Raw genomic sequence first — 26,980 nt, forward strand, 5'->3', positions numbered from 1 at the left:
CCGGTTTATGCGGACATCTGAAACCGGCCAGCATTTGCCTGTTCAATGTCGCTCAGGATTGCCGCGGAAACGACCACGCCAATGTCGTGGGCGCTGGTAATCCCTTGGACGAACGGCAACTTGTGCAGCAGGAACGAGATTGCTGCGCAGTAGAGGTGATTGCACAGGTTGTCTTCGAACTTCGGCCGAAAAGCTGCATCAAGATCGATACCGCCGGTTCGCACGGTACGTTCAGCGATTTCGGACCCTATCACCGATTGGGCCTGCGGTGTGGTCGCCTTGCGCACGACGCCTTGCTCGATCAGCGTCGGGAATGGAATATCGACGGCAGACATCGCATGTTGGCCTGTCGCGTCGATAAAGGCTTCGTATCGGGCGGTCTCGCCCTGATGCGTCAACACGACACCTCTCTCCACACCGTCTGCGCTGATGGTATAGTCCGCGCCCAATGCGACGATGTCCAAAATACCGGCTCGGTGCAGTGCCAACAATCTGGCGATCGAGGCGTGGGGAACAGTGGCATAATCGTCCACGAACACGGTCTTGAAATGCTTGTGAAATCGACCGAGATCGGTTTCATCCAGTTGCGGAATGGCTCTGGCTATAACCTCGTGCATTCTGATGATCGCGTAGCGCCATTGCACAGTGTACCGGTTGGCCTTGTTCTGCTCGGCTTCGGCCAGATTCTGCGCGGCCCAGACGAAGGGATCTATGCGTTCGCGCGCTGCGAAATAGGCGGATGCGACCGTCTCCACGGTCAGCATCGACAGTCCAATCTTGGCCGCATAGTCCGGATCCGCAGCCATCAGTTCCTGTTTGAACAGCTCGAAGATTTCGTCGAGAAGGTCGTGCCGGCCGGTGGCCAGAAGCGCGTCGATGGCTTCGTTCGTGCAAAACAGAGGCGGAACGTAAGGAATTTCACAATAGAAATCCGCCTCTGGTAGAAGTCCCTTGCGCGACATCATCGTCACATGGAAGTTCTCGTTGTGCGCACTCGCATGAAATTGCAGTTGTCCGGCAGCGTCGAGATAAAATGCGCCATGAGCCGTTGCCACCGTGATCAGCGCGTCGATCCCACTCAGCGATGTCCCGAGAATTCCGACAGGGCAATTGCCGATCTGCTTGAGCGCGTGTGCCGGCCATGGAGACACGAAATATCCGGGCTTCACCTCGATGTTTTCGGGCCAGTCGTGACCGGTTGCCATCACCACATGGTCGAATGCGAATTCGGCGCGCGATCCATCCGGATGCTGGACTGTCACCCGAATATCATCCGTCTGGAGTGCAATATCGACCACGCGCTGGCGCGCCCTGACATCGATGACGTGGCCATTGTGCTGTCCAGTGGCGACAAGCCGAATAAACTGCGCCTGTAGAAACTCGCCAAGAACAACCCGTGGATAGAATTCCCGCTCGTTGATCGCGTCCCGATTGACGAGCAGCCGCTGAAGGTCAGCATTCGTTTGCCGACGGAGCCATTGAACAAGCGTTTCACAGATCACGGGCAACTCGATGCTTGCAATGTTGGAGAGCATCGCGCGATCGTTGATGTCGGGATGGTAGGGTGTCCCCTTTCCCGGATCGCTCTCGGCCTCGAAAACCGTGATTGATATCGGCACAGCAGAGCCAACGAGACCTTTCAGAGTATAGATACCTGTCGGACCAGATCCGATGATTGCAATTCTGATCATACTTAAAAATTCCTCACGCCGGGACATTCAACGCAATTCGAGGAACATGGGGGCGATATGGAACACGTAAGGCGCTCATTTGTTCCCCGGCATGATCACAGCCACCTTCCTCACGGAGGGCAGGCACCTTGGCTGGACCATAGCAATGCCCACTTGTTACATGGTCCTGGGACCTTTTTGTCTGGACCGCTTCGGCAGTAGCTGATCTAACGAAAGAAAGATCAGGAGCCGATTATGCTTACCACCACCTCGGGCGTCGACTTCCTGGACGGCGGTGGCGAAATGGGAGCCCTCACCCGGTCCTTCGATTGGTCGAAAACATCTCTTGGGCCACCCGAGACCTGGCCACAAAGCCTGCGTCTCACAGTCCGGCTTCTTCTAGGTTCGCAGCAACCCATGTTCATCTGGTGGGGACCCGACCTCATCCAGTTTTACAACGATGCTTATTCGAAAACGATGGGACCCGAACGTCACCCCAGTGCGCTCGGTGCGTTCGGCCGGGCATGCTGGATGGAAATCTGGGACATCATCGGGCCGCAGATCGACTATGTTCTATCGGGGGCGGGCTCCACCTGGGATGAAGATCGGTTGGTGCCCGTGACACGTAATGGCCGGCGCGAGGACGTCTGGTGGACATACGGGTATAATCCGATCGATTTAACGGCGAGGTCGGCGGCGTGCTTGTCGTGTGCAATGACGTGACGAAAGAGCATCTCGCAGTCGAGGCGCTAAAAAACCAGACAGCGAGGCTACAGCAGCTCTTCGAGCAGACGCCGGGCTTTACAGCTGTCCTGCGCGGTCCCGACCACGTGTTCGAAATGACAAACTCCGCCTATCGTCAATTGATCGGCCCACGCGACTACATCGGACGGCCGGTGCGTGAAGTGGTTCCGGAGGCTGCTGGCCAAGGTTTCTTCGAGCTTCTCGATGGCGTGTATCAGTCCGGCAGCGCCCATGTCGGAACGAGGGTTCCGCTTGTTTTGCGTTTCGACGAGCATGCGCCTGAAAAAGAGACGTTCCTGGATTTCGTGTACCAGCCTATTCACGATTTCGACGGGACGGTTTCAGGTGTCTTCGTCCAGGGCGCCGATGTCGCCGAGCATGTCAACTCCGAAAAACGCCTGCGCCTCCTCAACGACGAACTCAAACACCGGGTCAAGAACACTTTGGCAATGGTGAGCGCGATCGCCAGCCAGACCTTGCGGGGGACCGGCCGCGATGACGCGCTCCGGGCTTTTCAGGCACGACTGAGCGCCTTCGCCAAAGCCCATGATATCCTGACCGCGAACGCCTGGGCGACGGCCGACATCGGTGTCGTGGTTGAAAACGCCCTTGGGCCCCATGAAGACAGAGTGGGGAGATTCGTCGTGTCCGGTCCGCCGATCATGCTCGGGGCAAAACAGTCCCTGTCCATGGCATTGGCAGTCCACGAACTGGCGACGAATGCTGCAAAATATGGGGCTCTGTCGGTCGAACTCGGCCACGTCGTCGTGACATGGGAGACCGTAATCGAAATCGGTGATCCAATATTCCGCTTCAGCTGGGTCGAGGTCGATGGACCGCCCGTCGCTGTGCCCAATTCCAAAGGTTTTGGATCTCAGTTGATCGAGCGTCTGCTGCATGCTGATTTTGGCGCGTCACCGACGATCACATACTCCGAACGCGGTCTGACGTGCACCTTGGAAACCCCGATGTCCAAGCTGGACAACGTATTGTCTTCACCGTTTGGCGAAGCTGATCCGAAAGATTGAAGCGGAATTTGTGGCCAACCGCTCTTCGTTTGGGCAAGCTGTCGTTGGATTCGCGGTACTATCAAAATAGGCTCTTCGTGATAATTATGGCTTTCAGTCGGGTTAGATTCGTCAGCCCAGAGCGATGAGATATCCACCGCAGTTACTCGCAGAAAGGAGCCAGTTAGCATGGACGGCCCTATCGTAATGGAAACATTCGAGGATGGTGGCATCTTCCGCCATGGCGATCACTATGACGAGATCGTCGACGAACTTGACGACGCGCTCGAGCAACGCGACGCCGGGAAGATCAAGCCCGCAAAATATCTCAAGATTTTAAAGGGTATCGTCGATCGCCACCCCCACTTCATCGACGGGCATGCGCATCTTGGCAACGCGTTGATGGAAGAGGGCAAGCCAAAGCTCGCCCTTCAAGCCTGCCTTCGGGGTATCGAAGCCGGCGACAACGCCATTCCACCTAAGTTTAAGGGCACGATAGAATGGGGCTTCCTGGAGAACCGTCCGTTTCTGCGTTCTTACCACGGCGCTGTCCTCTGCCAGCTGCGGCTCGGCAAGCGCCGCGAAGCAATCGCGCTCATGGAAAAGATGCTGGTGTGGAACCCGAACGACAATCAAGGCATCCGCTTTCTGATCGGTTCGGAATATTTGCGGGCAGGTGACACCGGAAAAGCCGAACGCATCTTCGCCGATGAGGACACGCAATACCCTCCCTATCACTATGAGCGCGCCTTGCTGCGTTTTCGCAGCGGCAGTGCCGTCTCTGCCGCGACCAGCTTGCGGCAAGGGTTTGTGGCGAACGGCTATATCGCAGAGATGTTGTGCGGCAATCCAGACCCGATGCCGCTTGCCATATGGCACGGCACGAACATGGCCGAACCTGAGACGGCGCGCGACTATCTGGAGCATTGCGGCGATCTTTGGCAGAACACGCGGGGGGCAATCGCCTTCGTGCGCTGGCTGCATATGCATCCGAAGGTGCTGATCGAGCGCGCCCGCGTCCTTGAATGCCAGGAAGCGCTTCTTTGGGAGCATGACCCAGTTCGACGTCGAACGATTCTTGATCGTGAAGAAGCGGCACGCGGACGTATCGACGACACCCTGTCCAACGAGATTGTCCACGACCGCACGGATCTGCATGGACGGCAGGTGTCGCCATGGCACTATAAGGCTGTTCAGGAATAGCGCGTCGCGGATTGCGCTAGGAGGGTTAAATGCGTGACCATTGCCGTTCCCGTCCATCGGAGATGGTGAAAGCGTAAGCGGCCGAAACATCTGTTAAGACTGGCAAATTGACAATTCTTCGCCTATTTATCGTCCGGACAGGCATTATCAGGTGAACGATGGCAATGACAGAGGATGTGGATAGGGCTTTTCACTGGCCGATTGGCGGCGGAGAAATGGGCGAGCGGATACGGTCATTCGACTGGTCCAGCACATCGCTGGGGCCGATATCGGCTTGGCCCGTGCATCTGCGCATCAAGGTCAACTCGATCGTAAATTCCCCCATCCCCCAGGTCCTGATGTGGGGAGAAGACCACGTGATGATCTACAATGACGGCTACATTGCCATCGCCGGCGGCTACCATCCGCGCGCGCTGGGTGGCCGCGTCAAAGAGGTCTGGCCGGAAATCTGGGATTGGAACAGCAAAATACTCGACGCCGGTTTGCGCGGCGAAGTGCAGTCGTTTCGAGACCAGCCGCTGGTTCTGAAACGAGACGGCGCACCGGAAACTGTAATATTCGATCTCTTCTACACCCCTATATACGATGAGCGCGGCAAGGTTGATGGCGTTCTCTGTACTGTTCTGGAGAATACCGAAAAATATCAGGCGATCAGCGCTCTTGCCATCAGCCGCGCTGAACTCGCCAGCCTCACCAACGCGCTGCCTATCCTCGTCGGCTTCATCGACGCAAGCCTGACGTACCGGTTTGCCAACGATGCTTACAAGGAATGGTTCGGTCATACTCCGGTCGAGGTGGTTGGGCGTCCGGTTGAGGAGATTATCGGAAAGCAATATTTTGAGAAGCGTCGGCCGCTCATCCTGCGCGCGCTGGCGGGTGAGACGATCGTCACCGACGCCCCGATATTGCGGCCGGACGGCACATGGCGTCATGCAGAGGTCCGGTACGTCCCGCGTCGAGCGAATGGTGGGATCGATGGCATCTACGTCCTGATCATCGACATCGATGACCGGAAGCGGTTCGAACTTGGTCTTGCCGAGAGCATCGAAAGGTTCAGAACGGCGATGGACGTCGTCCATGGCGTCCTCTGGACGAACAGTGCCGACGGTCGGATGATAGGTGAGCAAGCCGGATGGGCGGCGCTGACAGGCCAATCACCGGAAGAGTATCAGGACTACGGATGGGCCAATGCCGTCCACCCGGAAGACAGCGCGCCCACGATCGACGCCTGGAACCAGGCCGTCGCGGAACGCCGGACCTTTGTCCACGAGCATCGCGTCCGAAGACATGACGGTGAATGGCGCTCGTTTCTGATCCGGGCAAACCCTATCATTTCCGACAGCGGCGAGATCGTCGAATGGGTCGGCGTTCACACAGACATCACCGAGCAGAGGTTTGCCGAACGCAAACTCAAGGAACGGTCGGAGGATCTGGAACGACAGGTCCGCCATCGCCAACGCGCCGAAGAGCAGCTCCGACAGCTGAATGAAACCCTTGAAAGCCGTGTCACCGAGGAGATCGAGGAGCGCCGCAAAACCGAGGCGAAACTTCTTCAAGCGCAGAAGCTGGAGACCATTGGCAAGCTGACGGGAGGCGTCGCACACGACTTTAACAATCTCCTTCAGGTGGTCTCGGGAAACCTTCATCTGCTGATGAAGGACATAAGTGGAAACGAGCGCGCGGAGCGACGCGTCACCAACGCCCTTGCCGGTGTCGGCCGTGGCGCCAAGCTCGCCAGCCAGTTGCTGGCGTTCGGTCGGCGGCAGGCCCTTGATCCGAAGGTTATCAACGTCGGAAGGTTCGTCCAGGGAATGGATGACATGCTACGCCGGTCACTTGGTGAGGCCGTGGAAATTGAAACCATTATCTCCGGCGGACTTTGGAATTGCCTGATTGATCCCACAAATGTTGAGAACGCCCTGCTCAATCTGGCTATCAATGCCCGGGACGCGATGAACGGAGTGGGCAAACTGACCATTGAGGTCGGGAACGCCTATCTCGATGACGCCTACGCCCAAGCCCATGAGGAGGTCATACCCGGCCAGTACGTCGTTCTGTCGGTCTCCGATAACGGTTCAGGCATCCCCGTCGAAATCCTGGAGAAAGTTTTCGATCCCTTTTTCTCAACGAAGGAAGAAGGAAAAGGCTCGGGTCTCGGCCTGTCGATGGTTCACGGTTTTGTCCGCCAATCTGGCGGCCACATCAAGCTTTACAGTGAGGTCGGACACGGAACTACGGTCAAGCTTTACCTTCCCCGTGCTACTGAAAAGGAAGACCGCGAGGTTGTTCTGCGCTCTGGTCCGGTCGTTGGTGGAAACGAGACGATCCTGGTGGTGGAGGATGACAACGAAGTCCGGGAGACAGTCGTCGAGACCCTGACGGATCTTGGCTACAAGGTCCTGAAGGCTCCAAATGCTGATGCCGCATTGATCATTGTTGAAGCGGGAATGGCCATCGACATGCTGTTCACGGATGTTGTCATGCCAGGCACCTTGAAGAGCCCGGAGCTGGCCAGAAAAGCGCGAGAACGTCAACCGGATCTCGCTGTCCTTTACACTTCGGGATATACTGAGAACTCCATCGTTCATGGCGGACGGCTTGATCCGGGGGTCGAACTGTTATCGAAACCATACACCCGCGAAGCACTGGCCAGGAAGATCAGGCATATCCTCGCCAACCGGGCGCAAAGATATCAACCTTCGTCATCAGCTTCCGTACCAGTCCAATCGGTTCAAAAGACGGGGCCCACCGCCCTGTCGATCCTGCTCGTCGAGGATGATGGCCTCATCAGGCTCAACACCGCCGACATGATCACAGAGCTCGGACACTCCGTCGTCGAAGCTGGAACGGGAACGGAGGCAATTGCTTTGCTCGAAAGCCGATCGATCGACATACTGGTGACGGACCTCGGCTTACCGGATATGGGGGGCGCCCAGCTTGCCGAAGAGGCGCGAAGACGCCAGCCCGCGCTTGGGGTCGTCTACGCGACAGGACACGACCGCCACTCCGGTGCTTTGCCTGCAGACGCGGTGGTGGTCACGAAACCATATGGTGCCGAAGACTTGCGATCGGCGATAAAGCAAGCCTGGGAAGTTGTCCGAAAGGAATGATCTTTCGAAAACTTTGGCGGCCGCGACGAAAGGGTGGCCAATGAAAAACGGGTGAGAGAGGGCGTTGCCTTCTGGGAGCGTTCATTTGAGGAATGGGATCGTTGTGGTGCCGATGACATCGCCAGCGCTGCACGTTTGATCCCACGCCTTGAACCAACACGAACCTGCTACCCGGTAGTAGGGGCTTTGTTGCACCGATCAGTGACCAGATGATATTGAGCGTGGGATATCGATTTCAGGATTGCCTGCATGCCTCATAAGTTCAATTCCGCCCGACGCGATAAGGTTGCCAGGCAGAAACATCGGGTGACGAACTGGTCGGAGTATAACGAGAGCTTGCGCCGGCGTGGCGATTTGACCATCTGGGTATGCGAGGATGCGCGGGCGCAATGGTCAGCTGCGCGCCGGAAATCGCGAGGCGGCCAGCGGACATATTCTGAGCTTGCCATCACATTGTGCCTGACTTTGCGTGCCGTCTACGGTCTGGCGCTGCGCCAAACCCAAGGCCTGATGCGCAGTGTGGCTGGTTTGATGGGAATCAATGTCCTGGTACCGGACTTCTCGACGTTGTCGCGTCGCGGCAAGGGGCTGGAGTTGCCACCGGCACGGTGCCAATCGGCAAGCCGCGGTCCAGTTCATCTGGTGGTGGACAGCACGTGATTAAAAGTCTTCGGTGAAGGCGAGTGGCTGGAAAACAAGCACAAGACAAAGGTGAAGCGCAAACGCTGGCGCAAGTTGCACCTCGGCCTTGACCTGAGCAGCGGTGAGATCATCTGCTCCGATCTGACCACCGATGACGTCGGTGATCCCACAGCCTTGCGGGATCTTCTCGATCAGGTTGATGTCCCAGTAAACCGATTTATCGCTGATGGTGCCTATGACGGAGCGCTAACCCGTCATCTTCTGGAGACACGCCTTAGCAAGAACACTGCGGTTATCATCCCTCCACCCAGGACCGCTGTTGCCAGCGCCAACTGTGCACGCGAGCCCACTGTTCGAGATCGCCATATTGTCGAAATACATGCGAAGGGGCGGATGGGCTGGCAAGTCTCCAGCGGTCATAATCAGCGCAGCCGGGTTGAGACCCAGATGAGCCGATGGAAGAGCGTCATTGGTCGGAAACTTCGCGCACGAAACTTCGAAAATCAGCAGACAGAAGCCAGGATCGGCGTCCGTGTTCTCAACACCATGACCGGACTTGGCCGTCCGAAATTCGAGCGCACCGCCTGAAATCCGTCTGGGGTAAGGGCGACCTCAGACAAAATTTGATCGATGCAACACGGCTACCCAACGCCATGGCGAACTTGAGCATGAATTGGCCGACAGCCTCATGGATATTGACGGCTTGATCGCTGACTTTGGTCAATGTCATCCCCAGCGGCAATGTTTGCGAAATCGCCGCCGACCGGGCTTCATGCGCCTTGCCGAGATCAAGCCCGTTCCAGCCGGCCTGCATCACCGCACCCAGCATGATGGTCGGCTCGCCCTCATGACGGATGACATAGGTCGCAGGATCCTGATAGCCGCGCCGAACATCGGCCAGATCGGATAGTTTCAGGGTTCGTCCCCCGACAGCAATCGGCGTATCGGAAATTGCCTGCACGCTGTTATAGGCACCGTCAAAGCGGATGAAGACCTGTGGTCCTCTATCCGGTCGCTGTCAGTCTCCGCAGGAGCCGGGGGAAATATGCCGTTTCCCATCTTGATTTTTTGATGTCCCGAAATCACATTTTGGTCAGGCTCAGATGTGGGAGCGTGCCACGTCCGATTGTGTGCTTTCTGCTGACGACCTCACCTTGCTCGAGCGAGTTTTGAGCAAACGATGCCGTTATTTGGGCATCTCCCCCGATAGTGTCGAAGGTCAAATGCTTGCTAGCAGCCTCATCGAGCTGTTCCAGGTGGGGATGAGAAACGAGGACGAACTCAGCACTCGTTTGCTCAGAGTCGCCCGAACACTCGCTTTTCGCATGGTCGGGAGGCACTGCCCGTGCACTCAGCCTACCTCTAATGGTTGGTAGGGGATTAGGTGGGCTCAGCGTAATGTGATCGCATAACGTCCTCCTAACAGGAGTTTTGCGATGGCCGATACCGACATGTCTAAGTGGGATTTTGAAGAAAACGGGGACGTGAAGACAAATCGGCTGGTCGAATGGGGCGTCGCATCCGAGCTGGGGCAGATGGTGATGCGCGTGGGATACGTTCGCTCGCAGCGCGAGCAAGAAATCTACAACGGCACAGACAGAGCTCCTCATCAAATTCAAGTTTCGATCTCGGCCGCCGCCGCACGGGACTTGTCGATGCAGTTGGCGAAGTATGCTGATTGGTTGGACCTTAAGCTTTCCCCCGAAGGAGTGCCCAACGGGGTATAAGGAGATGCCCTTCACTTGCTCCGCGGGGGGTGGCGTCATCGCATTGCGACAAACCGCGGTAATGTGAGCAGGACCACCGAGCAGCTTGTTGTGGTCGAGCCACTGCATAGCAGTTGTTCCACCTGTGTTGTCACCTTTGAAGTAGCCCTAGATTTGCCGAGTAAGAGCTTCGGCGCGAGCATCCACATCTCGTGAGGGTGCAGCGCTGGCGCTTACTTCATTGTTGCCGGATAGCCCAGCAGCTTCAGACACTCTTCCATGAGCTGACGAGCATTGGCTTGGTCGATTATCAAGCGAACTTGATCTTGATCCGTCTGGATCGTAAGCAAACCCAATTCCGGCGCCTCCGAAATCGTCACAATTTTGGATCGCAGAACTTTTACAGCCTTGGGCTTTTTCTTCCAGAACATCGGGAGATTTTAGCGGTCCCAATAAATCCTTCAAGACCGTTTTTTTACCAGCCTGTGGCTCCACATGAAGTGCGGGGGGAGCTGTTGCATTAGAGCGATATTCCCCCTTATTCGCGGCCATGGGCGAACTCGTTAGGCGGGCAGGGATGCTGCATGCCAGCAGTGTCCTCATCGGATGCCTTCAGCGTCGCCAAGTTTGATGCAGTCGGCCACCCTCAAGGACAATACGCCAGTATCGGCCGTGGAAGAGGAGTTCTACCAGGCGCGCAAGAAGCTTGGTGACGAGGCGAGGAATCTGCCTGCGGGCGTAATGGGCCCATTTGTGAACGATGAATACTCCGACGTCAGCTTTGGCCTCTATGCCCTGAAGGCAAAGGGAATGCCGATGCGCGACCTCGTGCGACAGGCGGAGATCATCCGTCAGGATCTGCTGCATGTTCCGGGTGTCAAGAAGATCAACATCATCGGGGAACGCCCCAAACCGATCTTCGTCGAGTTCTCGTTTGCCAAGCTAGCAACACTTGGTGTATCCGCCCAGGATATCGCTGCAGCCTTGCAGAGACAGAACACCGTCACGCCTGCCGGATCGATCGACATCAAGAGCCAAAGCTCTTCCGCAATCTCCATCTGTGCCAGCCCGCGCCCGCACCGATCCCGCATCCGCTTAGCGGGTCATTCAATCTATCAGTTTCCGCCCGCAGCCGACTGCCGGCCGGTGACGCCTTCGATATGGATGACGAAGAAGACCGGCGCCACGGTTTTGCCGGTCTCTCCAGCCGGGCTGGGCTTCATGGCGCCGGGCTCCCACCAGTTGCTTCGCTTTTCCAGCAGCGACCAGGCATGCAGCCGTTCGTCGTGCCATTGTTCGTTGTCCGGGAATTCCTCGTAGCGTCCCTCGACGACAACGCTGCGCCAGACCTCGTTATTCTCGATTTCGCCTACCTGGATGCAGACCAGAGGGTTGGTTCGCAGCCAGTCGATCTTCTGGCCGGGCATGGAGAAGCCATAGAGGCTAGGGGATTCAAACGCATACTGGATCGGAACGACATAGGGCCGGTGGTCCCTGGCGCAGGCAAGATGGGCAATATGGCCGCGCGCAAGGACGTCAACGCAGTCCTCGCTGGTCATCTCTTTCAAGATCATCGGATATTCCTTCTGGGACATCACTTGTCCCCTCCGGAATGATAGCACGGATCGCGACCTCTTTTTTCGAAATCGGCGTCAGAGACTAGTGGCTCGTTGCCACCACCATCACCTTCATTGACGCAATTCAAGGATTATTCCTATGGGGTGGGTCGGCGTCGCTTTCCGATGTCCCCGCACCGAAATTGACGGTCTCACCCCACTTAAGATCGTCGTGATAGTTGACGACATCAGTCGTACCCATATCGATCAGACGTTGGCGCTTATCTTCCTGACTTGTCGTAACGATTGCCTTTGATGCCGAGCTTCTGGCACAGCGCCAGTGCGAACAGCGCGACGCCCCCGGTGCCCAGGCTCAGGACGGTGTCGCCGGGGCGAGCCTGGCTAAGCTTCGTCAACGCCGTCCATGCAGTGTGTGCTGCGCAAGGGATCGTCGCAGCCTCGCTCATCGACAAGGATTTTGGCGCCCGTACCAGACGCTTTGCCGGCAACACGGTATATTCGGTGAGGAGACCATTCTCGGCACCTGCTCTCAGCCCCATGCCCAGATCTGCGAGTGGCGGCCAGACGAAGAAATCGCGCATATAGAGATTGATGACTGCATCGCCGACCGCCCAGTCGATGATGTCGGCACCATCAGCGACCAGCACGACATCAGCGTCCGATCGGCGATGTAACGACCAGATGGTCGCGATAGTTCAGCGATACCGCATGCAGGCGGATTCGGACTTCGCCCGGACCGGGTTCCGGCTTGGCCACTTCTTCCTGCACCAACCCATTGAGATCGTAGGCACCTGCGTTCAGTTTCCAATGTTTCATTTATAAAACCTCCAGGTTGAACAAGGAATGTTCTGCATGGCCGCGGCCAGCATTGACCGAGAGGTAGGCGCGATCACTACCTGCGATTAGCGGTAGTAAATGGGATGATCTTATGAGGTGGACTCAGCAATGTGCCGGTTGGCTCTGTAGCCCGGCCTCAATGTGACATTACTCAGCAAAGATTACATGAAATGCGGACGTTTGCTCAGGTGTATTGTCTTGCCTCATATGTGCTGGTTGCATTCAGCGCTTTGGCGCTTCGAAGGGATCAGAACCCTCAACCAGAAACTACAAGTTCACCGTCTGAAATGAAATACGCGCCGCCGAGCCTGTAGACGAGAAGCGAGCGGTTACCTCGTTGGAATAAACGTCGGACCTGAGGGGGGGCTGCGGCGATGGATTTTGCCATTCCCAATATGTTGGGGCATCTGAAGGCGTAACCACGCCTGCAACTGTGCGATCACGGCTCTTGAGAGCTTCGGTCTCCACGGATTTGCAAAAGCATGCTTCGACCCGCTGCCAGGAGTTCAAACAGGAACGCGAGCAGAGAGAGCATGAGCGAGATTATCGCTCCACCAAAGAACCAGGAGAGGTTTTCAGGCCGAAGGCGGATGGCGAGCGCACCCGAGAGCAGGTTCAAAATCGACGCGCACGTGCAGATGCCAGCCAACAAACCAAGGATAACCGCCACTTCAAGGGCCAGAGTTCGTCGCCGCAGATAAACGAGCTGCCGTCGTGACTTTTCACCTGATGATTTCTTGTCTGCGATCTCGTTAAGTCGGTCGGATACCCTGCCGAGGCGAGTACAGTAGATACTCACAAACGCTGCGGTACCAGCAAGCAAGAAAACCGGGGCCAGGGAGGTCTGAATGGCATCTGCGTAGTCGCTGATAATCGTTGGGGTGTCCATGATGGCTCCGCGCTATCGGGCAAAAATAACAAAACATCTCACAACACTCCTCCTTGCGTCGTGCCGACTTTACCATTTGTCGCAGCGAAGCTGTCAGCGGCGAGCGCTGCGCCGCTCGTTCAAGTTGGGGACGGGAATTTCTCTTTGCGCATCCTCGCTTCTTTCGCATTCGACGGTTCCGCTCTGCATTGCAGTCGTCCGCCGATTTCGCTGCCAGCAAATGATACCGCTACTGGGCTCTGGGGTCGCCACAACGGATGCTCGTGGCTACAGTATCATTAACATTGCTCCTGTTCCCGGCGTTGCTAGGCGGCCGGCGTTAACGCGAGTGGTTGTGATATCTATAGGGGCCGGTGCGCGTAACCTTCTTGGGCGTGTTTGCAACGGCTGTTGATTTCCACGCAGAGCTGAATAATGGCCTCCCTGACAGCCACCCACAATGCCGCTTGAACATCGGAGTTGGGTAGCGGAAGGGTGTGACGCGTACGGGTATTTGCTATCGCAGGGATGCCATCAATGACCTGAAAACACAAGTGTTTGTACTGGCAAAAGGACTGCCTGCATTCGCAAGATCATCGCATGCACGAGCCCGACCGCATCCACCATGTGCAGGAAAGTCCAACGCAGCGTACCAATGTTCTTGTCGGCCAGCGCATCGTGGTTGTTGGTATAGGCATTGGCTATACAGCTGCTTCCTGGAGGAATACCTTGCAGTTGTCCGGGGTAGAGCGGCTCCAGGTAAGCGGTAAGCGTTCCCGGCTTGCCAGTTTCGGCAATATCAAGAAGCTTATCTGTCGGGCGCAACTGTCCGGCAGCAATGACATCCTGGACGACGGTCACTACCATCGGAATGATGGTGAACGGCTTGCCGATGCAGGTCGCCTCCGCGATCATCCCCGGCTTCAGGACTTGCGCCTCAATCTGCCCAAAACCCGCAATGAGGGCCACCCGACCCGCTTCGCTTGGCACAAGGATACCAGCTGGGCGCAGCATCGAATTGACAATGTCTCCGGGGCGCAACGTAAACTGCTGGACCGAGCCTGCAACACCCGCCTTGACAACGGTTTTGTCCAACTGGACCTGCGCTTGAGCTACCGCCGCTTCGGCGCTCGCCTTTTGTGCGGGGAGCAACGAAGCGATCTTGGTCTCCAGAGTCCGTTTCTTCGCCAAGGCTCCATCCAGAGCGCCCTTCCGGCTTTCGATGGTCGATTCCAGACGTTCGACTTCCCGTTTGGCCACAGCGTCACTCTTGAGGAGTTGTGCCTTCATCTCATATTCGTCGACAGCCATCTGATAGGCGCCCTGCGCCTCCTTGATTTGGCCATCCGCGCCAGCGAGTTCGGTCTGCGCCACGGCTGTCTCGGCCTCGATTTCCGTGATCCGCCGCCGGGAGGTTTCGAGGGCTGCTTCCTGCTCGGAACCATCCATCCGGAAGAGCGGTGTCCCAGCCTCAACCTTCTGGTTCATACCGACGAAAACTTCTTCGACGCGACCGATCGTTTCAGGCAGGATCGTCACTGTTCGGAATACCGCCGTGACGCTCTTCGTGGAGGGGTGGAAATAGAAAATCATCGTGATCAGCAAAACGGTCAGGAGCAGACAAGCGGTGATGCCCCAGCGAAGCTCGTACCACACGCTAGTTGATTTCGCGGCCGATCCGCTTTCCCTGGACATATCGGCGAAAAAGGAAGTCGGGCAGGACTGTCAGCATCGAACAGAGCATCAATTCAAACATGGCTCAAATACCCCCGCCATGCGTGTCCATCTTGGACGCTGGATCGATCGCGTTCACTGACTCTTCCGACACGAGCGCCGGATCCCCTGTTGCTTCGGCATCACGGCCTGAAAGTTTCGCCAGAGACTGAGCTATCGAATAGAGCGGTGACGAAAAATCAGGGATTTGAATGAAGGCAAGCAAAAGACCAGCGATCCAGAAGAGATGATTGTGGGTGAACAGCGAGATCAGTGCCAGGATCGCAACGATCTCCATCTGCACCTTGCTCGTTCGATGCGCCCGACGCTCGGGAATGGAATGGAGCTGAAAGTACAGGTTCCCAACGACGAGGACCGCAACTAGAAGAAAAACCACCACCCCATTGAAGAGGTAATCTGTTTGCCCAGGCTGCGTTATGAACACTGGTAAGTGTTCGATGGCAGCTGGATGAATCTGTTCGGCCACTTATATTTCGCCTTCTTGTCGAAGCACGTGCTGCTCAATCATAAAACTTGCCTGAAATCCTGATAGCGCCGAGGAAATACCAAACGCGATGGGTGTTCGACATTCTCTGCAACCTATCTCACGAACGGTTGGTCGTCCACCAAGCGATATGGATTTGTTTGTTTCTAACAGCAGCACGGCTTGACTTGGTGAGCGTTCGCTTCGCGCTTCAGAAAACGCCCGCGTGCGCTGCTGCCAACGCTCTCCGGCGATCATCGACTGGCGTCTCTCCAGCCATGTTCAGCACATTTAAACCCGCCTATGACCGGGTTAGGGTGAACTAGAAAACTGGGTTAAATTGATGCAAAAGTTAATATCCTTCCTCACATGCCAGTCGCGGTGAAGTCGGCCTGGACGGGCCGACTGTCGATACGGAGACTCCCTATCAGGAGGCATTTCCGGCGCCAAGGGAGCCGACCAGGGGTATATCGTGTGCGCATTAGGTGGCCCTGATCAAAAAAACCGCACCGCCCGCCGTCGCGTGATAAAGACCGATAATGTTGCATTATCGCTCGCTTTAGCCAGAGTGGGCAAGAATGTGCATATCATCGCGCCGGTCCCTAAAAATAGGGTTACGCATAGCTGAGCCGGCGGCCTCCTATCACTTCCAACGCGCGCATGTGATCGCGATCATATAGCGATGGTATTGTCAGTTGACCGAAATTGATGAGATTCCGCCGCGGCTTTAGTGAGCAGCATTCGCTGCAGACGCCCTGCCTGGGGGGGATACTGCACTTATCTTCTTCACTTTCTTCGACGCTGATACGCCGAGGGGCGTCTGTCAATCAGTCTCACTGATTTCTGACTCGGGCGCGGTTAGTCTCAGCAAATCCGTGCCCAGGCAGATTGAAGAGGCCAAATAGAGCATCTCCTTACATTTTTGCGGCCTTCCTCGACGCTTCGGCGGCGGCAAGATCCGACCGGCCCAGTTTCGGCCAAGGATGACTCAGGGCGCGTTTTAGAATTTTTACACCCTTTGGGTCATCCCTACCCACGAAAGCCCCTGTACAGCCATTTGTGAGGGTCGGAAAATTCCTCTTTTCATCTTTAGAACGGTCAATTCATCTCTTCCGTTGGTCGATAAGCTGGGGACTGACAGCGTTGCGCACGTCCGCCGGTCACTGATCAATTAAAGCCATCGTCTTCTTCCGGCCATGCTCATCGGATGCTTCGAGGATGCGGTCGATCGCATCGGCCGGATTGTTCAGCACGAGAGCAACGCCGATGGCAAGCGCCTACCGTTCCGCCCATGGTGTAGCCGGAAGTGCAGCGATGCGCGAAGGCAGTTGCTGATCATAGACCGGCACTGCTACCCTGAATTCTGAGACCAAGATCGTTAAGGCAAGACGCCGGTAGCACTTCGAGCGACCCAAATGCCCGTGCCGACGCGGCGTCGGCAATCTGGCCAGTTCCCACGGCGCCGCCCGCGGGTGGAGCTTTGCGTATCGGCGACAGCAGCAGCGACAAAAATAGCCCTGCAGGGAATCCCGCGGCTTCGTTGTCCAATGCCCATCGGGTGATTATCTCCCCTCCCCTGCGACCTGCCCAATGATCACCGAAAATACTGACACCGCGGGTGTCGAGGCTGGACAGCGGCTGATGGTGTCGTGCGCACCAGAGGGAGAAAGCGAAGGACCACATTCCAAGCCGCGGCGGTCGTCGCATGCCCCGCGAGCAAACAAAGCAGGTCTCTCCAGCTCTCCACCGGAGAAGGTTACAATAGCGTGACGCCAGCCCGTGGAAAGTCATAGCGAGCAGGCGTTCCACCGAACTGCTTGTTGCCGCGGCGAAGCACTCCAGATCGCGCAGCACGGGTTCTCGCTCCAGTTCCAGCGCGGGTGGAGCCCACCCGACATGCCCCTGCAGCTCATCCAGGGAAATTAGATAGAAGTCCGCGATCCGCTCCAGCCACGAGCTCATGGCTTTCACATCTAAAGTCGCAAGATAACCCTTCAGGCGCCTGATCGACCGAGGCGGCAAACGTTCTGCACGGCAATCGGCAAAAATGCGCTTTCGTAATCGGGTTAACGTCGGGCGTTCTGGGGTGGCATAGAACGTCGTAATGTTGCGATCGACAATTGCCTTAAAAGCCGGATCAAATGCGTCGATGCCACCGCGCCGTCCTGGCTTCCGGTTAATAAGCGCTGCGGCACGCTCCTCTGTTTTGTACCGCTACAGGCAGCGGAACAGCGTCGCTCGGCTGATCGCAAGCTCCGCCATCGCGTCGGCGATTTCCCCAGCGGTGGGCCGCAGCGGCAGCCGTCGTAGAACGTCCGCATTCCGAACCACGTCCCGCCATTCTTCTTCGTTAAGCTGATCACGTCGCATAGCCTTCTCCCGCTTGGCATCGAGGTAATCTCACCACATATGAATCGCGTGACAGTTCAGTCTCAATGAAACCGAAGCGGGCTCACGACAGCTGAATCAGCTAATCCATTGAAATCAAATGATGTCCGATTTCGGGAAAGACGGTCAACTGACAATCAAACTGATGTCTGTAACATGGATACCCAAACCCATGCAGCAAACCACCAGTCAAAGAACCGCCTTCAATAGTTTGACCGGCCACACTGGCCAACCATGTTCACTGATGCGGTGGGATCCGCTTTCCATCTCCATTCGAAATGGTTCTATCATCTGCTCCCGCGTCGAGCGCGAAACTCCGCACCAAAATTCCGGTATTGCCGCCGACTAACAGAAGGTTGAAGAGCACCGGGCAGTTGCCCGCCTGTTGCATTGGCGCTTATCCGACAAGGCAACCGTCGCAGAGGCCTTAGTAAAAACGATCAAGCGGAATGCCCCCGCGAAGTGTTAGAAGACAAGACCGGTGAAACCTTCACTTTGGCAACGCGGGGTACGCTGGAAGACAGTCTCCATTTTCTTTAAGCCAGAGGAATAAGGCTATGCTGCCCAAACCAGTTCGCCGTGAACCGCAACTGTTCAAAGGCTGTGAATTTCCCACACAAATATCGAAGTAACTGGCATCTGATAGAACCCCGCCCGCTTCTCTATGGCAACCAATATGACGAACAAGGCAGGCGCGAAGCAATTAAGGCCTGCCAAGAGCCAACCTTCCTGCCCGGAAGTATGAAATATAGCGTGAGCCGCTTCATCATGGATGATGATCCCGAACCGGCCCGGCATTTTCAGTGCGCTCTGCGAGCGATACCCCGCGCTTAGCGGCAACTTAAAGCCCCTCCCCTAGCAACACAGGCTTCATCCGCGGCCCGCATCGGCGCCTCGCGACCTGTGTTAGCCAAAGCAACACCAAAGAGCGCATCGCGGTAGGCGTCCAGTGCATCGATGTATTCACCCCCCTTATTTGAGGGCCAAAGGTGCATCAATAACCACGCTGCAGCATCGACGGTTTCGAGGGTATCCACGGTTTCCACGAGTTTGTATCGTTCCCGCGGACCCGTAAGCACCCAGAATGCTGGAAATTGGTGCAACATCTCAGGCCTCATGCGATCTCTTCAACGGCCAAGAGAATACTTTAGGCCTCACGCAATGCCCGTTCCAGCTCGCGCTAAGGCTCGCGCCATAGCCATGTGCTGAGCCAGACGGGCGATTTCATCGTCCCATGCGAAATACGGAGCGAGATCACCCCGAACTGTCGATGCGGGGCCCCGTAACGCTTGCCGCATGAACGAGCAGAGATTACACTCGTATTGGAACGTTCAAACGGCTGCAGAAGTATCTAAGGAGGCTGAGGCGCGCAATATCTTGGCTCCGCGCGACCGTGCAGGATCGTAAACGGTGGGATCAGCAGTGACGTCATTGACGTCGCTTCGACCGCAATGTTCCTGGCACCGCCGGCAGTTTATAATAATGGTGCTGCCTATCGCGCCTCCGACGACAGACTGAGGGTCGTTTTGTCGGTGGGATCAGACCTCACCGCCCGGGCTACCAGAACCGCTCCATCTCTCGCTGAAGTTTCTAACTTCTCCCTAACGACAGAGGATCTTCCGGAAGTCGACCCACTATTTCCCTTCGGCGAACGCTTCAAACAGAAGCTGGAGCCCCTGTGCGCTCGTTTTCAGCGCACCAAAGATCAATAGGCGGGCCAAGCGGCAAGGCCTGTGGTGGATGCGTTCAACGGGGAGGTCCGTCAGATATCGCTGTCGCACGTAGGACGACACGAAAAAAGAATTCCCTGACGGAGTCCATAGGACGGCACATCGGTGATCGTTTCAATGCCTAAAAGATCAGACTCGGAAATGCAGGAGCGCAGAAGACCGCGCAAGTGCTGGTGCGTTTCATGCCGGCGATTTCACTCACCATAACCGCAGAAAATTGCGCACTCGGCAAGGCGAATACCAAAACAACATAAGGGCATCTTAGAGACGATAGCAGTCGATGTTGGTCAAATGAATGCTGCTCACTGGGCTTTGTATGAGTTCGGCAACGGGCAACAAACTACCGGTTTGATCTATGGCAATTCCACCTCCTAAGTGCTCGGCGTACCTCAGTTCGACGTTTTCCGCCAGAACACAATGCCCGTCCCGCGAAAGGCTTAGTGACATGCCTAAAACTGGAAATTCACGGTTCTCCGAGAGCGATTAACTGCCATTAAATTCGCCCTTTCGACCCGATAGAATACAGCTTGGCTCGGCGCCACGCTCGGAGGACGATGTTCCCTCCTCGGTTAACCGCTTTCCATCGCCTTGTCAGGGATACAAACCACGCGCTGCTGGCAGCGATTTGACATGCCAAGCAGTGCAGAACGCGTGTGATGCTATAGTCTTACTCAGTCCTACACCCTGGCCGATGCGGTGACCCAGCGCAGGCTTGAGGACCTTCGTGGCGTTGTCGATTATACCGAAACGGGGGCCTTCCGACCTGTCCGATCGGCCCCGCACACACGCGCCCAAAGTCTATCCGCAAGCGGCACCGCCAAGGCAAGAGACGCGGCTATTCACATCCATTCGGTTTCAACGGTACCCGTGACACAGCATCGCTACCCCATATCTGGCTCTCTTTGGTCCCCGCCTACTGGAATTTCCTATAAATCAGATCAACAGTGCGCTCTCACCTTGTATAAAGTTCCTGCGACTGGCTCGAGTTAGCCGATCTGAACTGGAAAGGTCTGCAGGTGCGGGCAGGGGGGCGTTCAGCAAGCGATACTGCTGCCCACGCCTGCTACAGCGTCCTGCAGCCAGCTTAGCGAAACTCTCCTCGCGCTACGTCAAAGGGAACGAACGACACGCCAATCCAAAGTGTTTGATCGGGTAAATCCCGGCAACCCCAGCGCTTTGAGGCCGGGGTGGGTGCTACAGGTTTCTCCAGACATTTTCGCTGCGGGCGTTGTCATCATCTAACCTATGATCGAACACGACTACTCCACCGGTCGCCCGGCTTGTGCGTCAGCGCTAATCTCCAGTTTTCGTGCTTGGCCAGTGCGGAAGTTTGAACGGCGTGTTCAACTGACGTCTAGACTTGACGCCCAAACAGAGCGAACCGCGACAACCAACTGCCCGGGGTCGCCACGTTGCGCGCCGCCGCCGGGCAGGGCGGTTGACCATTTCGACGCGCGGCTCTTTGACCTGGCCGCCTCGTGAAACGGACCGGGTCAGAAACGTGCTTTTTGTCGGGAATCTCCATTGGAGTAGGCCCGTGAACGCTGCGAGAGTGTGGATTGCGACAATCCAAATGATGCCTGATACTGGCCTATGCTTGGTAGCTGCAGCCAACTGAAACGACGATCCGATCCTTGACTGGTACGTCCGCGTTCACGTGTCATGGTTTGGAGCTTATGGCTGGCGGGAACGCTATCCCGAATTCCAGAAGACCGCCACTCTTCTAAACTCGACCCCATCCGGAGCTTTGACTGCGATGGCGGAACCGCACAAACTCCACTACAGCTGGAAACATCAGCGACCTACTATAGGCTAGTGCTTCATTCCGCTTCGCCGTGCGCCGTGGCTGTTCCTGCATCCTTATCCGGATGCCGGAATCCGATATGCGATCAATCACCTTTCTTTCTCTATCACTGCTGGCCGCAAGGCGCTTAAACCGGAGGAGGGCGGACACCCGGCTTCATGCTACAGTTTCGCCTCAGGCGCCAGGGCATGTGCGGCGGCGCTTTGGACAACTAAACCAGTGACGCAGCGGTTCTCGCGGACTGGAACAGACTGAAGCGCCCGACATCAAAACAACCGCACATTCTCTGCCGGCAGGGCATTCCTTTCACCAGGCACATCAGACCGCCTTGCATCGTTAGCCTCTTGCCGGGTTTTCGTTCCATCGCGGCAATATGGACTGCGTGCCGCTCGTGTCCGCTGCGCCATCATGTGCTTGATGGCGGGTAGGGCGCGCGGCACATCCGCCCGACCGGCTGGAGAGCAATATCGTCGTTGGTCTTCCGCAACACGGGTCCCATTCGGTTCCGCGACGATAGTAGGATTTCGACACCTTGGTGAAGAAGTACATCCGATCGGCCATTGACTGACACCTCTGCCAACAATCGCCGATTGCCCTAGTTTTCCGACAGCCGCGACCACGCAGTTGTTTCGAGTGAATTGGTGTTCCTTGGTTCCTTCGATTTACTTGGCTATTGGCCTTCGAATTTCTGGCGGCCGAGGCGAGGGGGCATCCAAAAACATCCCCAACGACCGCAGAACGACCACCAGGAAATGGGAGCGAGGCTTACTGCAAGAGCGGTCAAGTTAGCGCCCTTGGCCCCAACATCGTTGAAGGCTATACGTCCACTGCGACCTTCAATCCGGCAACGGTTTTCGCGGTCTTTCTGATTGACCTCTGCGCGAGCAGAATGTCCATGCATTGCGCGTTAGTCGCTGTTTACGGGCATATTTCGCAGCTGATCTCTTTCCCAGTCGTATTGACATGGAAGCCGCCGCGTTCGTGCGAAATGAATTCAAAACCGTTGCGGGCAGGGAACCTGGCTTTCGGCTCTTCCAGATAATGTCCCTGAGCTTGATCGTGGCCACGTCTGTCCCACACGGCAAGTTCTGCTAACGAACCTTGTTTGTGCTGGTGGCGTCTATCACTGCGCCTTCGATAACGGCGGAGCGAATTCAGCAATCTGTCGTCTCATGATCAGGCTCTGGCCAGCGTCCAGTAGCCAGATGGATTTGTTCTGACCCCAACCAAGTGCAGCCTACTCTGTCACGGCACGATCGATATCTGTCTCATTCTTTCTGATTGGTGCATCAGTTATTCTAGAAAGAGAAATGTCAATGAGAGGGTGGGGGGGGGGTAGCGTCGGAAGCTCACGACCAAATTGAATTCGTTTTCCCTCACGGCCAGAAAAGTAACAGCTGTTACTTTTCTTTTGATTCCTTCGCTCCTGATTTGCGGTATCGTCGATGCAGTTTGTTTCAAGAGTTTGGCGGCAGCAGGGTTAACCACTGTCGTGTACGCTGACCGAACCTCCCAGCAGGGCCAGCATGTGTTTGCCTCACGTCCGTTTTGGTCGATTACCGGACCGTTACATCGATCTTCCAAATTCTCGCACAATTGGCGGGTCAGCCTACTTCCAAAAAGCCCGATAATTGCCTTACATTGGTTCAACAGCAACCTTGGAAATTTCAGCGCATGATACCGCTGATAGCCTAGGCAACCGGAAAAGTAACAGCTGTTACTTTTCCGTCGATGGATAAACTCCTTCCGCCAACCCGAACAACGAGCGCTCAAGATTAAGCTTGCCGTCTATCGCACGATCCACCATTGCCCTGAAATATCCAGCCGGCTTGGATATTTGGTCCGGGTCGCGGATGGATTTCTCAAGCACAGTGGTCAAGATTGCGCTCGCTGCGTACAAGCCAACTTTGTTGCAGCCATCGGCCCAGCCGGCTTCCGAAAGTCCAATCATCCGGCGCAGCATCTCGCCGGATCTCCCAAGGGCAGACCAAGAATCAAATTTAGCGCCAATCATCGCCTGGGCTTCGGGGCAGGCGAGCTGAAGTAGCCCGATAGACACGGACGCCAGAACTTCGCCCTGCACAGTATCCGTGTTTCGATCGGTGCCAGCCTCTGCTACCGCTTGCGACGCTCTCGGTTTTGCCGCAGGCTTTTTTTCAAAAGCCTCTTCAGCGGCTGTGCCGCTGTTTTGTGTTGGATCTTCCCGCTCTCTTGAGCGGGTCCGGTGTTTCATACTTCCAAGATGAGATTCATGGGTTGTATTAATATAAGGGATGACATCAATGTCATGCTCGGGTGACAAATTGTGAAACTCTGCATGCCTTGTGCTTTCCTCGACGATGCTCGCATGCAACACACGATACGCTTCGGCTCTGTCCTCGACGCTCACCCCCGCCGCCTGTACGTCACGCGACTGGGCTTCCCATCCAGCGGACGCTTCCGGGAAGGCCTTGCAGAGATCGGTAATGGCCCTTGAAAGACGTGAAACGTCCCTCTTGGCCGCCAGTTCCCGGTTGATTTTCATGTGATACTGCTCGACGGCCATTTTGAGCTCGGACACCCGTACACGTGAAGGAGTAAAGTCGATCCCAAAGCCAACGGCGATATCGCCCTGGTTGTCACGGTAAACAAACCGCCGGCCGGTTGAGCTATCACGGTACGCTGCGATACCAACCTCAACCAAGCGGCGAATGCAACGAATGACAGTCCGCTCCGATCGCATCGTGTATTCGGCAAGTTTAGCGTTGGAGATCGCGACGATGGGGCGTGCCGCGCCCTTCCAGTCGTCAGCGCGAGACAACCCTAGCAAGATGTCCATGACATGATAGGTTGTGCCATCGATGCCCAGCACCGGGGCGGCTCGCTTGAGGAGCAGGGAAATCTCGCCCTTGGTTGTATCCGGGACATCGTTTGCCATTGCCAAACGGGCACTGGCAACAATCCCGGGGGTTACGCGTCTGAAGGACGCAACGGAGGTGATTTCGGTCATAGCTTTCACGCTGCGGTCCGCAGAACCACAGTCCCAATAGGTCGTGTGTCGGGAGGCCAGCGGAAAACAGGGCACAAAAAAGCGCTCTGAGAAGTAACAGAGGCTTGATTAAGCGCCACAACCGTCATAGAATCAGATTGCTAAGGCTGATGTTGACGGTTCGCTTTCGTTCCGTTGGCTAATGGATTGGGGGTCTGATGATTGGCGTCGTCAGACCCTTTTTCGTGCGTGCGATCATCTCATGTCAGCGTCCTCTTTCGGCATTGCCTGGAATTCTTCGACGAGCGCAGGAAGGCGCGCGATCAGCCAAGCGGAAAGCCCGGGCAACCGGCCATCCGGAATGGCAATCTGGGTGGTACTTGCCGATTTCTTCGCAACAATTAGGCTGCCACCAGCGACGGAAACTTCGATAACATCTGTGTCGCGCTTTACGGACGGATCCAGTGCTGCCTGGATCAACGCGAAGCGTTTATCGCTGTCGCTCGCACCCCATTCAACCGAATTAATAACTGAACTTACAACTAAAGATTGCGCGCTTGACAATTTCCCGTTTTGAAACAAAGCCCCGAGTTTCTCCCATTTCGGGCGGCCAATCGAGGTAGCTGGGCCAATCTTGCGAATGAGGTCGGCGGGGATCATGCCGGCGATGTTGGTCAGGATCGAGATATATGCGAGTCGCTGCCCTTCCTTGCGTCCCAAGGCATCCGAGATTGTCTCGCGTGAGTACCGGCGCTCCTTCAGTGTCAGGGCAAACAGTGCCTGCTCGATGAAGGAGAGGTTGAGGCGCTCCGAATTTTCAATGCCTTGAGACACAACGAGCTCTTCGTCCGAAAGCTCGCGGACGATCGCCTTGACCGGCCGCCGGAGAATCTGGCAGGCTCGAAGACGCCTGTGGCCATAAGCCGCTTGATAGTGACCGGGCTTGCCGGGGAGGGGGCGCACCAGAATCGGGAGCTTCTGGCCGGCCTCCCTTATGCCGTCAACGAAAGCTTGAAAACTCCGGTCGCCCTCAATGTCCAAGCGATCATTCACAAACGACGCGATGATGCGGTCAGGATCAATCTCGATAATCGATTCTGCCGAGACAAGCTGATCATGGAGACGTTTATTTTCCTCCTCGATCGATACGAAGGCGCGATCCATCGATTTAACTGCAGAAGACCCCACGCGCCGTCGTTCTGCTTCTGGCGTCAGCGGTACTGCAGGTTTGGCAGTGTCTTCGGCAGTTACATTCGCAAAGAGGCTTTTCATCCGTTGATTGCGTTCGCGAGGATTGGTCATGTTCTCCCCCAGACTTGTTTAACGTGCTGAAAGATTTCGCCATTGACGGCATCGACGGATTCGAGAGCACGGTTGAGGGTGTCGCGCCCGACGCTGCCGCGGGTCATTTCATAAAGGCTTTTCTTCTCAAGGCCTGCACTCGCAATCGCTGTTGTTTCGACGACCGCTGGTGCAAGAACATCGTCCTTGAACAGTGAGCGCAGCAGCGTAACAACGTTGATCTGCGGGCTATCGTTCGGATTATGCCGAGTTAGCACATAGCGAATGAAGTCATGGGTGAGCACGCCTCCCCGCTCCTCAATGACGTGCATCAAATCGCTCATCATGGCGAGGAACTGGTTCATGCTCGCCACGTCGATCATTGCTGGATGGATCGTGATCAAGAGAGCTGTGGCGGCGCAAAGCGCACCAAGGGTGAGATAACCGAGCTGCGGGGGAGCGTCGATCAAAACCACGTCGTAGTCGGCTTCGACATCGCCGATAACCGCGCTCAGGCGCCTGAAGAAGATTTCATCTCCTCGTCCGTGCCCACCGGCAATCGCCTGGGGGGTCTCATGTTCGTATTCCATCAACTCGAGATTAGCCGGAATCAGATCGATTCCATCGAAGTAGGTTGTGCGAATAACCTCTCGGATCGGACGTCGCTTCTCATCGTAGCGGATCGCCGCGTAGACGGTCTCGTTCTCGTCGACATCGAACTCCGGCTGATACCCAAACATCGCCGAAAGCGAAGCTTGAGGGTCCAGATCGATTGCCAGCACCCTGAGGCCCTGGATGGCGAGATAGTGAGCCAAGTGAACCGTCGTCGTTGTTTTTGCCGACCCGCCCTTGAAATTGGCAACCGTGATGACCTGCAGCTTGTCGCCCTTTCGGCGGCGCGGCAAAAAATTCAACGCCTCTGCTGGACGCCTTTGCGCCAAATGCTCCCGAAGCAGGTTGATCTGGGGCAGCGTGTAAATACGCCGGCCGTTTTCCAGCCGATCGGGAATAGCACTCTCGCCGTCCAGCGACATTTGACGCAGCGTTGACTCGGCAATACCTAGAAGACTGGCAACATCGCGTGATGTATACGTCTTCAGCGTTTTTGCCGCCTCGGGCTCGTAAATGCGCTCACGAATCGATTGAAGCTGAGCAGAAAGCAATTGGGATTGCCTGCTGATCTTATCGGCTGACGATTCAACCAAGCCATTTGTACTCATTTTTGTGTTCATTTGACCTCACGACGGT

General features: G+C 56.2%; 18 protein-coding genes and 4 pseudogenes. 7 read left to right on the plus strand and 15 right to left on the minus strand.

Annotated features, from left to right (window positions below; genetic code table 11):
- Positions 1-5: 5 nt before the first annotated feature.
- Positions 6-1,691, minus strand: a complete 1,686-nt coding sequence (locus tag R6X40_RS24240) for an FAD/NAD(P)-binding protein (RefSeq protein ID WP_318416824.1) — start codon at positions 1,689-1,691, stop codon at positions 6-8.
- 234 nt (positions 1,692-1,925) lie between these two features.
- On the opposite strand from R6X40_RS24240, the gene R6X40_RS24245 reads away from it, so the two are divergent.
- The 5 genes and pseudogenes from R6X40_RS24245 to R6X40_RS24265 all read left to right on the plus strand — a co-directional run bounded on the left by R6X40_RS24245 (position 1,926) and on the right by R6X40_RS24265 (position 8,964).
- Entirely contained in the window at positions 1,926-2,393 is a 468-nt protein-coding gene (locus tag R6X40_RS24245; protein ID WP_318416826.1) for a hypothetical protein, read from the plus strand.
- Entirely contained in the window at positions 2,369-3,442 is a 1,074-nt protein-coding gene (locus R6X40_RS24250; protein ID WP_318416829.1) for a sensor histidine kinase, read from the plus strand. The genes R6X40_RS24245 and R6X40_RS24250 overlap by 25 nt, the downstream gene beginning before the upstream one ends.
- Before the next feature lie 168 nt (positions 3,443-3,610).
- Entirely contained in the window at positions 3,611-4,624 is a 1,014-nt protein-coding gene (locus R6X40_RS24255) for a hypothetical protein (RefSeq protein ID WP_318416832.1), read from the plus strand.
- 164 nt (positions 4,625-4,788) lie between these two features.
- Positions 4,789-7,734: a PAS domain-containing protein gene (locus R6X40_RS24260; protein ID WP_318416835.1), complete on the plus strand. Its 2,946-nt coding sequence runs from the start codon at positions 4,789-4,791 to the stop codon at positions 7,732-7,734.
- A gap of 249 nt (positions 7,735-7,983) precedes the next feature.
- Positions 7,984-8,964, plus strand: a pseudogene (locus R6X40_RS24265) (IS5 family transposase).
- 55 nt (positions 8,965-9,019) lie between these two features.
- On the opposite strand, the pseudogene R6X40_RS24270 reads toward R6X40_RS24265, so the two are convergent.
- A pseudogene (locus R6X40_RS24270) lies at positions 9,020-9,382 on the minus strand (efflux RND transporter permease subunit); the annotation flags it as partial.
- Between the two features lie 430 nt (positions 9,383-9,812).
- On the opposite strand from R6X40_RS24270, the gene R6X40_RS24275 reads away from it, so the two are divergent.
- Complete coding sequence (locus tag R6X40_RS24275) at positions 9,813-10,103, plus strand: hypothetical protein (RefSeq protein ID WP_318416837.1); 291 nt, start codon at positions 9,813-9,815, stop codon at positions 10,101-10,103.
- Between the two features lie 212 nt (positions 10,104-10,315).
- Here R6X40_RS24275 and R6X40_RS24280 read toward each other — a convergent pair whose 3' ends face one another.
- Positions 10,316-10,513, minus strand: coding sequence for a hypothetical protein (locus tag R6X40_RS24280; RefSeq protein WP_318416840.1), 198 nt, complete (start codon positions 10,511-10,513; stop codon positions 10,316-10,318).
- 205 nt (positions 10,514-10,718) lie between these two features.
- Between R6X40_RS24280 and R6X40_RS24285 the strand changes: the two are divergent.
- Positions 10,719-11,117 (plus strand): annotated as a pseudogene (locus R6X40_RS24285) (efflux RND transporter permease subunit); the annotation flags it as partial.
- An 80-nt stretch (positions 11,118-11,197) separates the two neighbouring features.
- Here the strand turns inward: R6X40_RS24285 and R6X40_RS24290 are convergent.
- The 12 genes and pseudogenes from R6X40_RS24290 to repA all read right to left on the minus strand — a co-directional run bounded on the left by R6X40_RS24290 (position 11,198) and on the right by repA (position 26,964).
- Positions 11,198-11,656, minus strand: a complete 459-nt coding sequence (locus R6X40_RS24290) for a pyridoxamine 5'-phosphate oxidase family protein (RefSeq protein ID WP_318417000.1) — start codon at positions 11,654-11,656, stop codon at positions 11,198-11,200.
- A 263-nt stretch (positions 11,657-11,919) separates the two neighbouring features.
- Entirely contained in the window at positions 11,920-12,306 is a 387-nt protein-coding gene (locus R6X40_RS24295; RefSeq protein ID WP_318416841.1) for a hypothetical protein, read from the minus strand.
- 4 nt (positions 12,307-12,310) lie between these two features.
- Positions 12,311-12,475 (minus strand): hypothetical protein, encoded by a 165-nt coding sequence (locus R6X40_RS24300; RefSeq protein WP_318416844.1) that lies wholly within the window; start codon positions 12,473-12,475, stop codon positions 12,311-12,313.
- Positions 12,476-12,935: 460 nt separating this feature from the next.
- On the minus strand, positions 12,936-13,385 hold the full coding sequence (locus tag R6X40_RS24305; RefSeq protein ID WP_318416847.1) for a DUF2721 domain-containing protein: 450 nt from the start codon (positions 13,383-13,385) through the stop codon (positions 12,936-12,938).
- Between the two features lie 513 nt (positions 13,386-13,898).
- A pseudogene (locus tag R6X40_RS24310) lies at positions 13,899-15,120 on the minus strand (HlyD family secretion protein).
- A gap of 3 nt (positions 15,121-15,123) precedes the next feature.
- Complete coding sequence (locus R6X40_RS24315) at positions 15,124-15,564, minus strand: hypothetical protein (protein ID WP_318416850.1); 441 nt, start codon at positions 15,562-15,564, stop codon at positions 15,124-15,126.
- Positions 15,565-15,819: a hypothetical protein gene (locus R6X40_RS24320; protein ID WP_318416853.1), complete on the minus strand. Its 255-nt coding sequence runs from the start codon at positions 15,817-15,819 to the stop codon at positions 15,565-15,567.
- 1,956 nt (positions 15,820-17,775) lie between these two features.
- The gene (locus R6X40_RS24325) at positions 17,776-17,931 is read right to left on the minus strand and encodes a hypothetical protein (protein WP_318416855.1); all 156 of its coding nucleotides are present in this window, start codon (positions 17,929-17,931) and stop codon (positions 17,776-17,778) included.
- A gap of 848 nt (positions 17,932-18,779) precedes the next feature.
- The gene (locus R6X40_RS24330; protein ID WP_318416858.1) at positions 18,780-19,067 is read right to left on the minus strand and encodes a DUF982 domain-containing protein; all 288 of its coding nucleotides are present in this window, start codon (positions 19,065-19,067) and stop codon (positions 18,780-18,782) included.
- A gap of 4,133 nt (positions 19,068-23,200) precedes the next feature.
- Positions 23,201-24,472, minus strand: a complete 1,272-nt coding sequence (gene repC, locus R6X40_RS24335) for a plasmid replication protein RepC (RefSeq protein ID WP_318416861.1) — start codon at positions 24,470-24,472, stop codon at positions 23,201-23,203.
- Between the two features lie 234 nt (positions 24,473-24,706).
- Complete coding sequence (repB, locus tag R6X40_RS24340) at positions 24,707-25,753, minus strand: plasmid partitioning protein RepB (protein ID WP_318416863.1); 1,047 nt, start codon at positions 25,751-25,753, stop codon at positions 24,707-24,709.
- Complete coding sequence (gene repA / locus R6X40_RS24345) at positions 25,750-26,964, minus strand: plasmid partitioning protein RepA (protein ID WP_318416866.1); 1,215 nt, start codon at positions 26,962-26,964, stop codon at positions 25,750-25,752. The genes repB and repA overlap by 4 nt, the downstream gene beginning before the upstream one ends.
- Between the last annotated feature and the right edge of the window lie 16 nt (positions 26,965-26,980).

Source organism: Rhizobium sp. PL01, from assembly GCF_033447125.1.
Lineage (GTDB): Bacteria > Pseudomonadota > Alphaproteobacteria > Rhizobiales > Rhizobiaceae > Pararhizobium.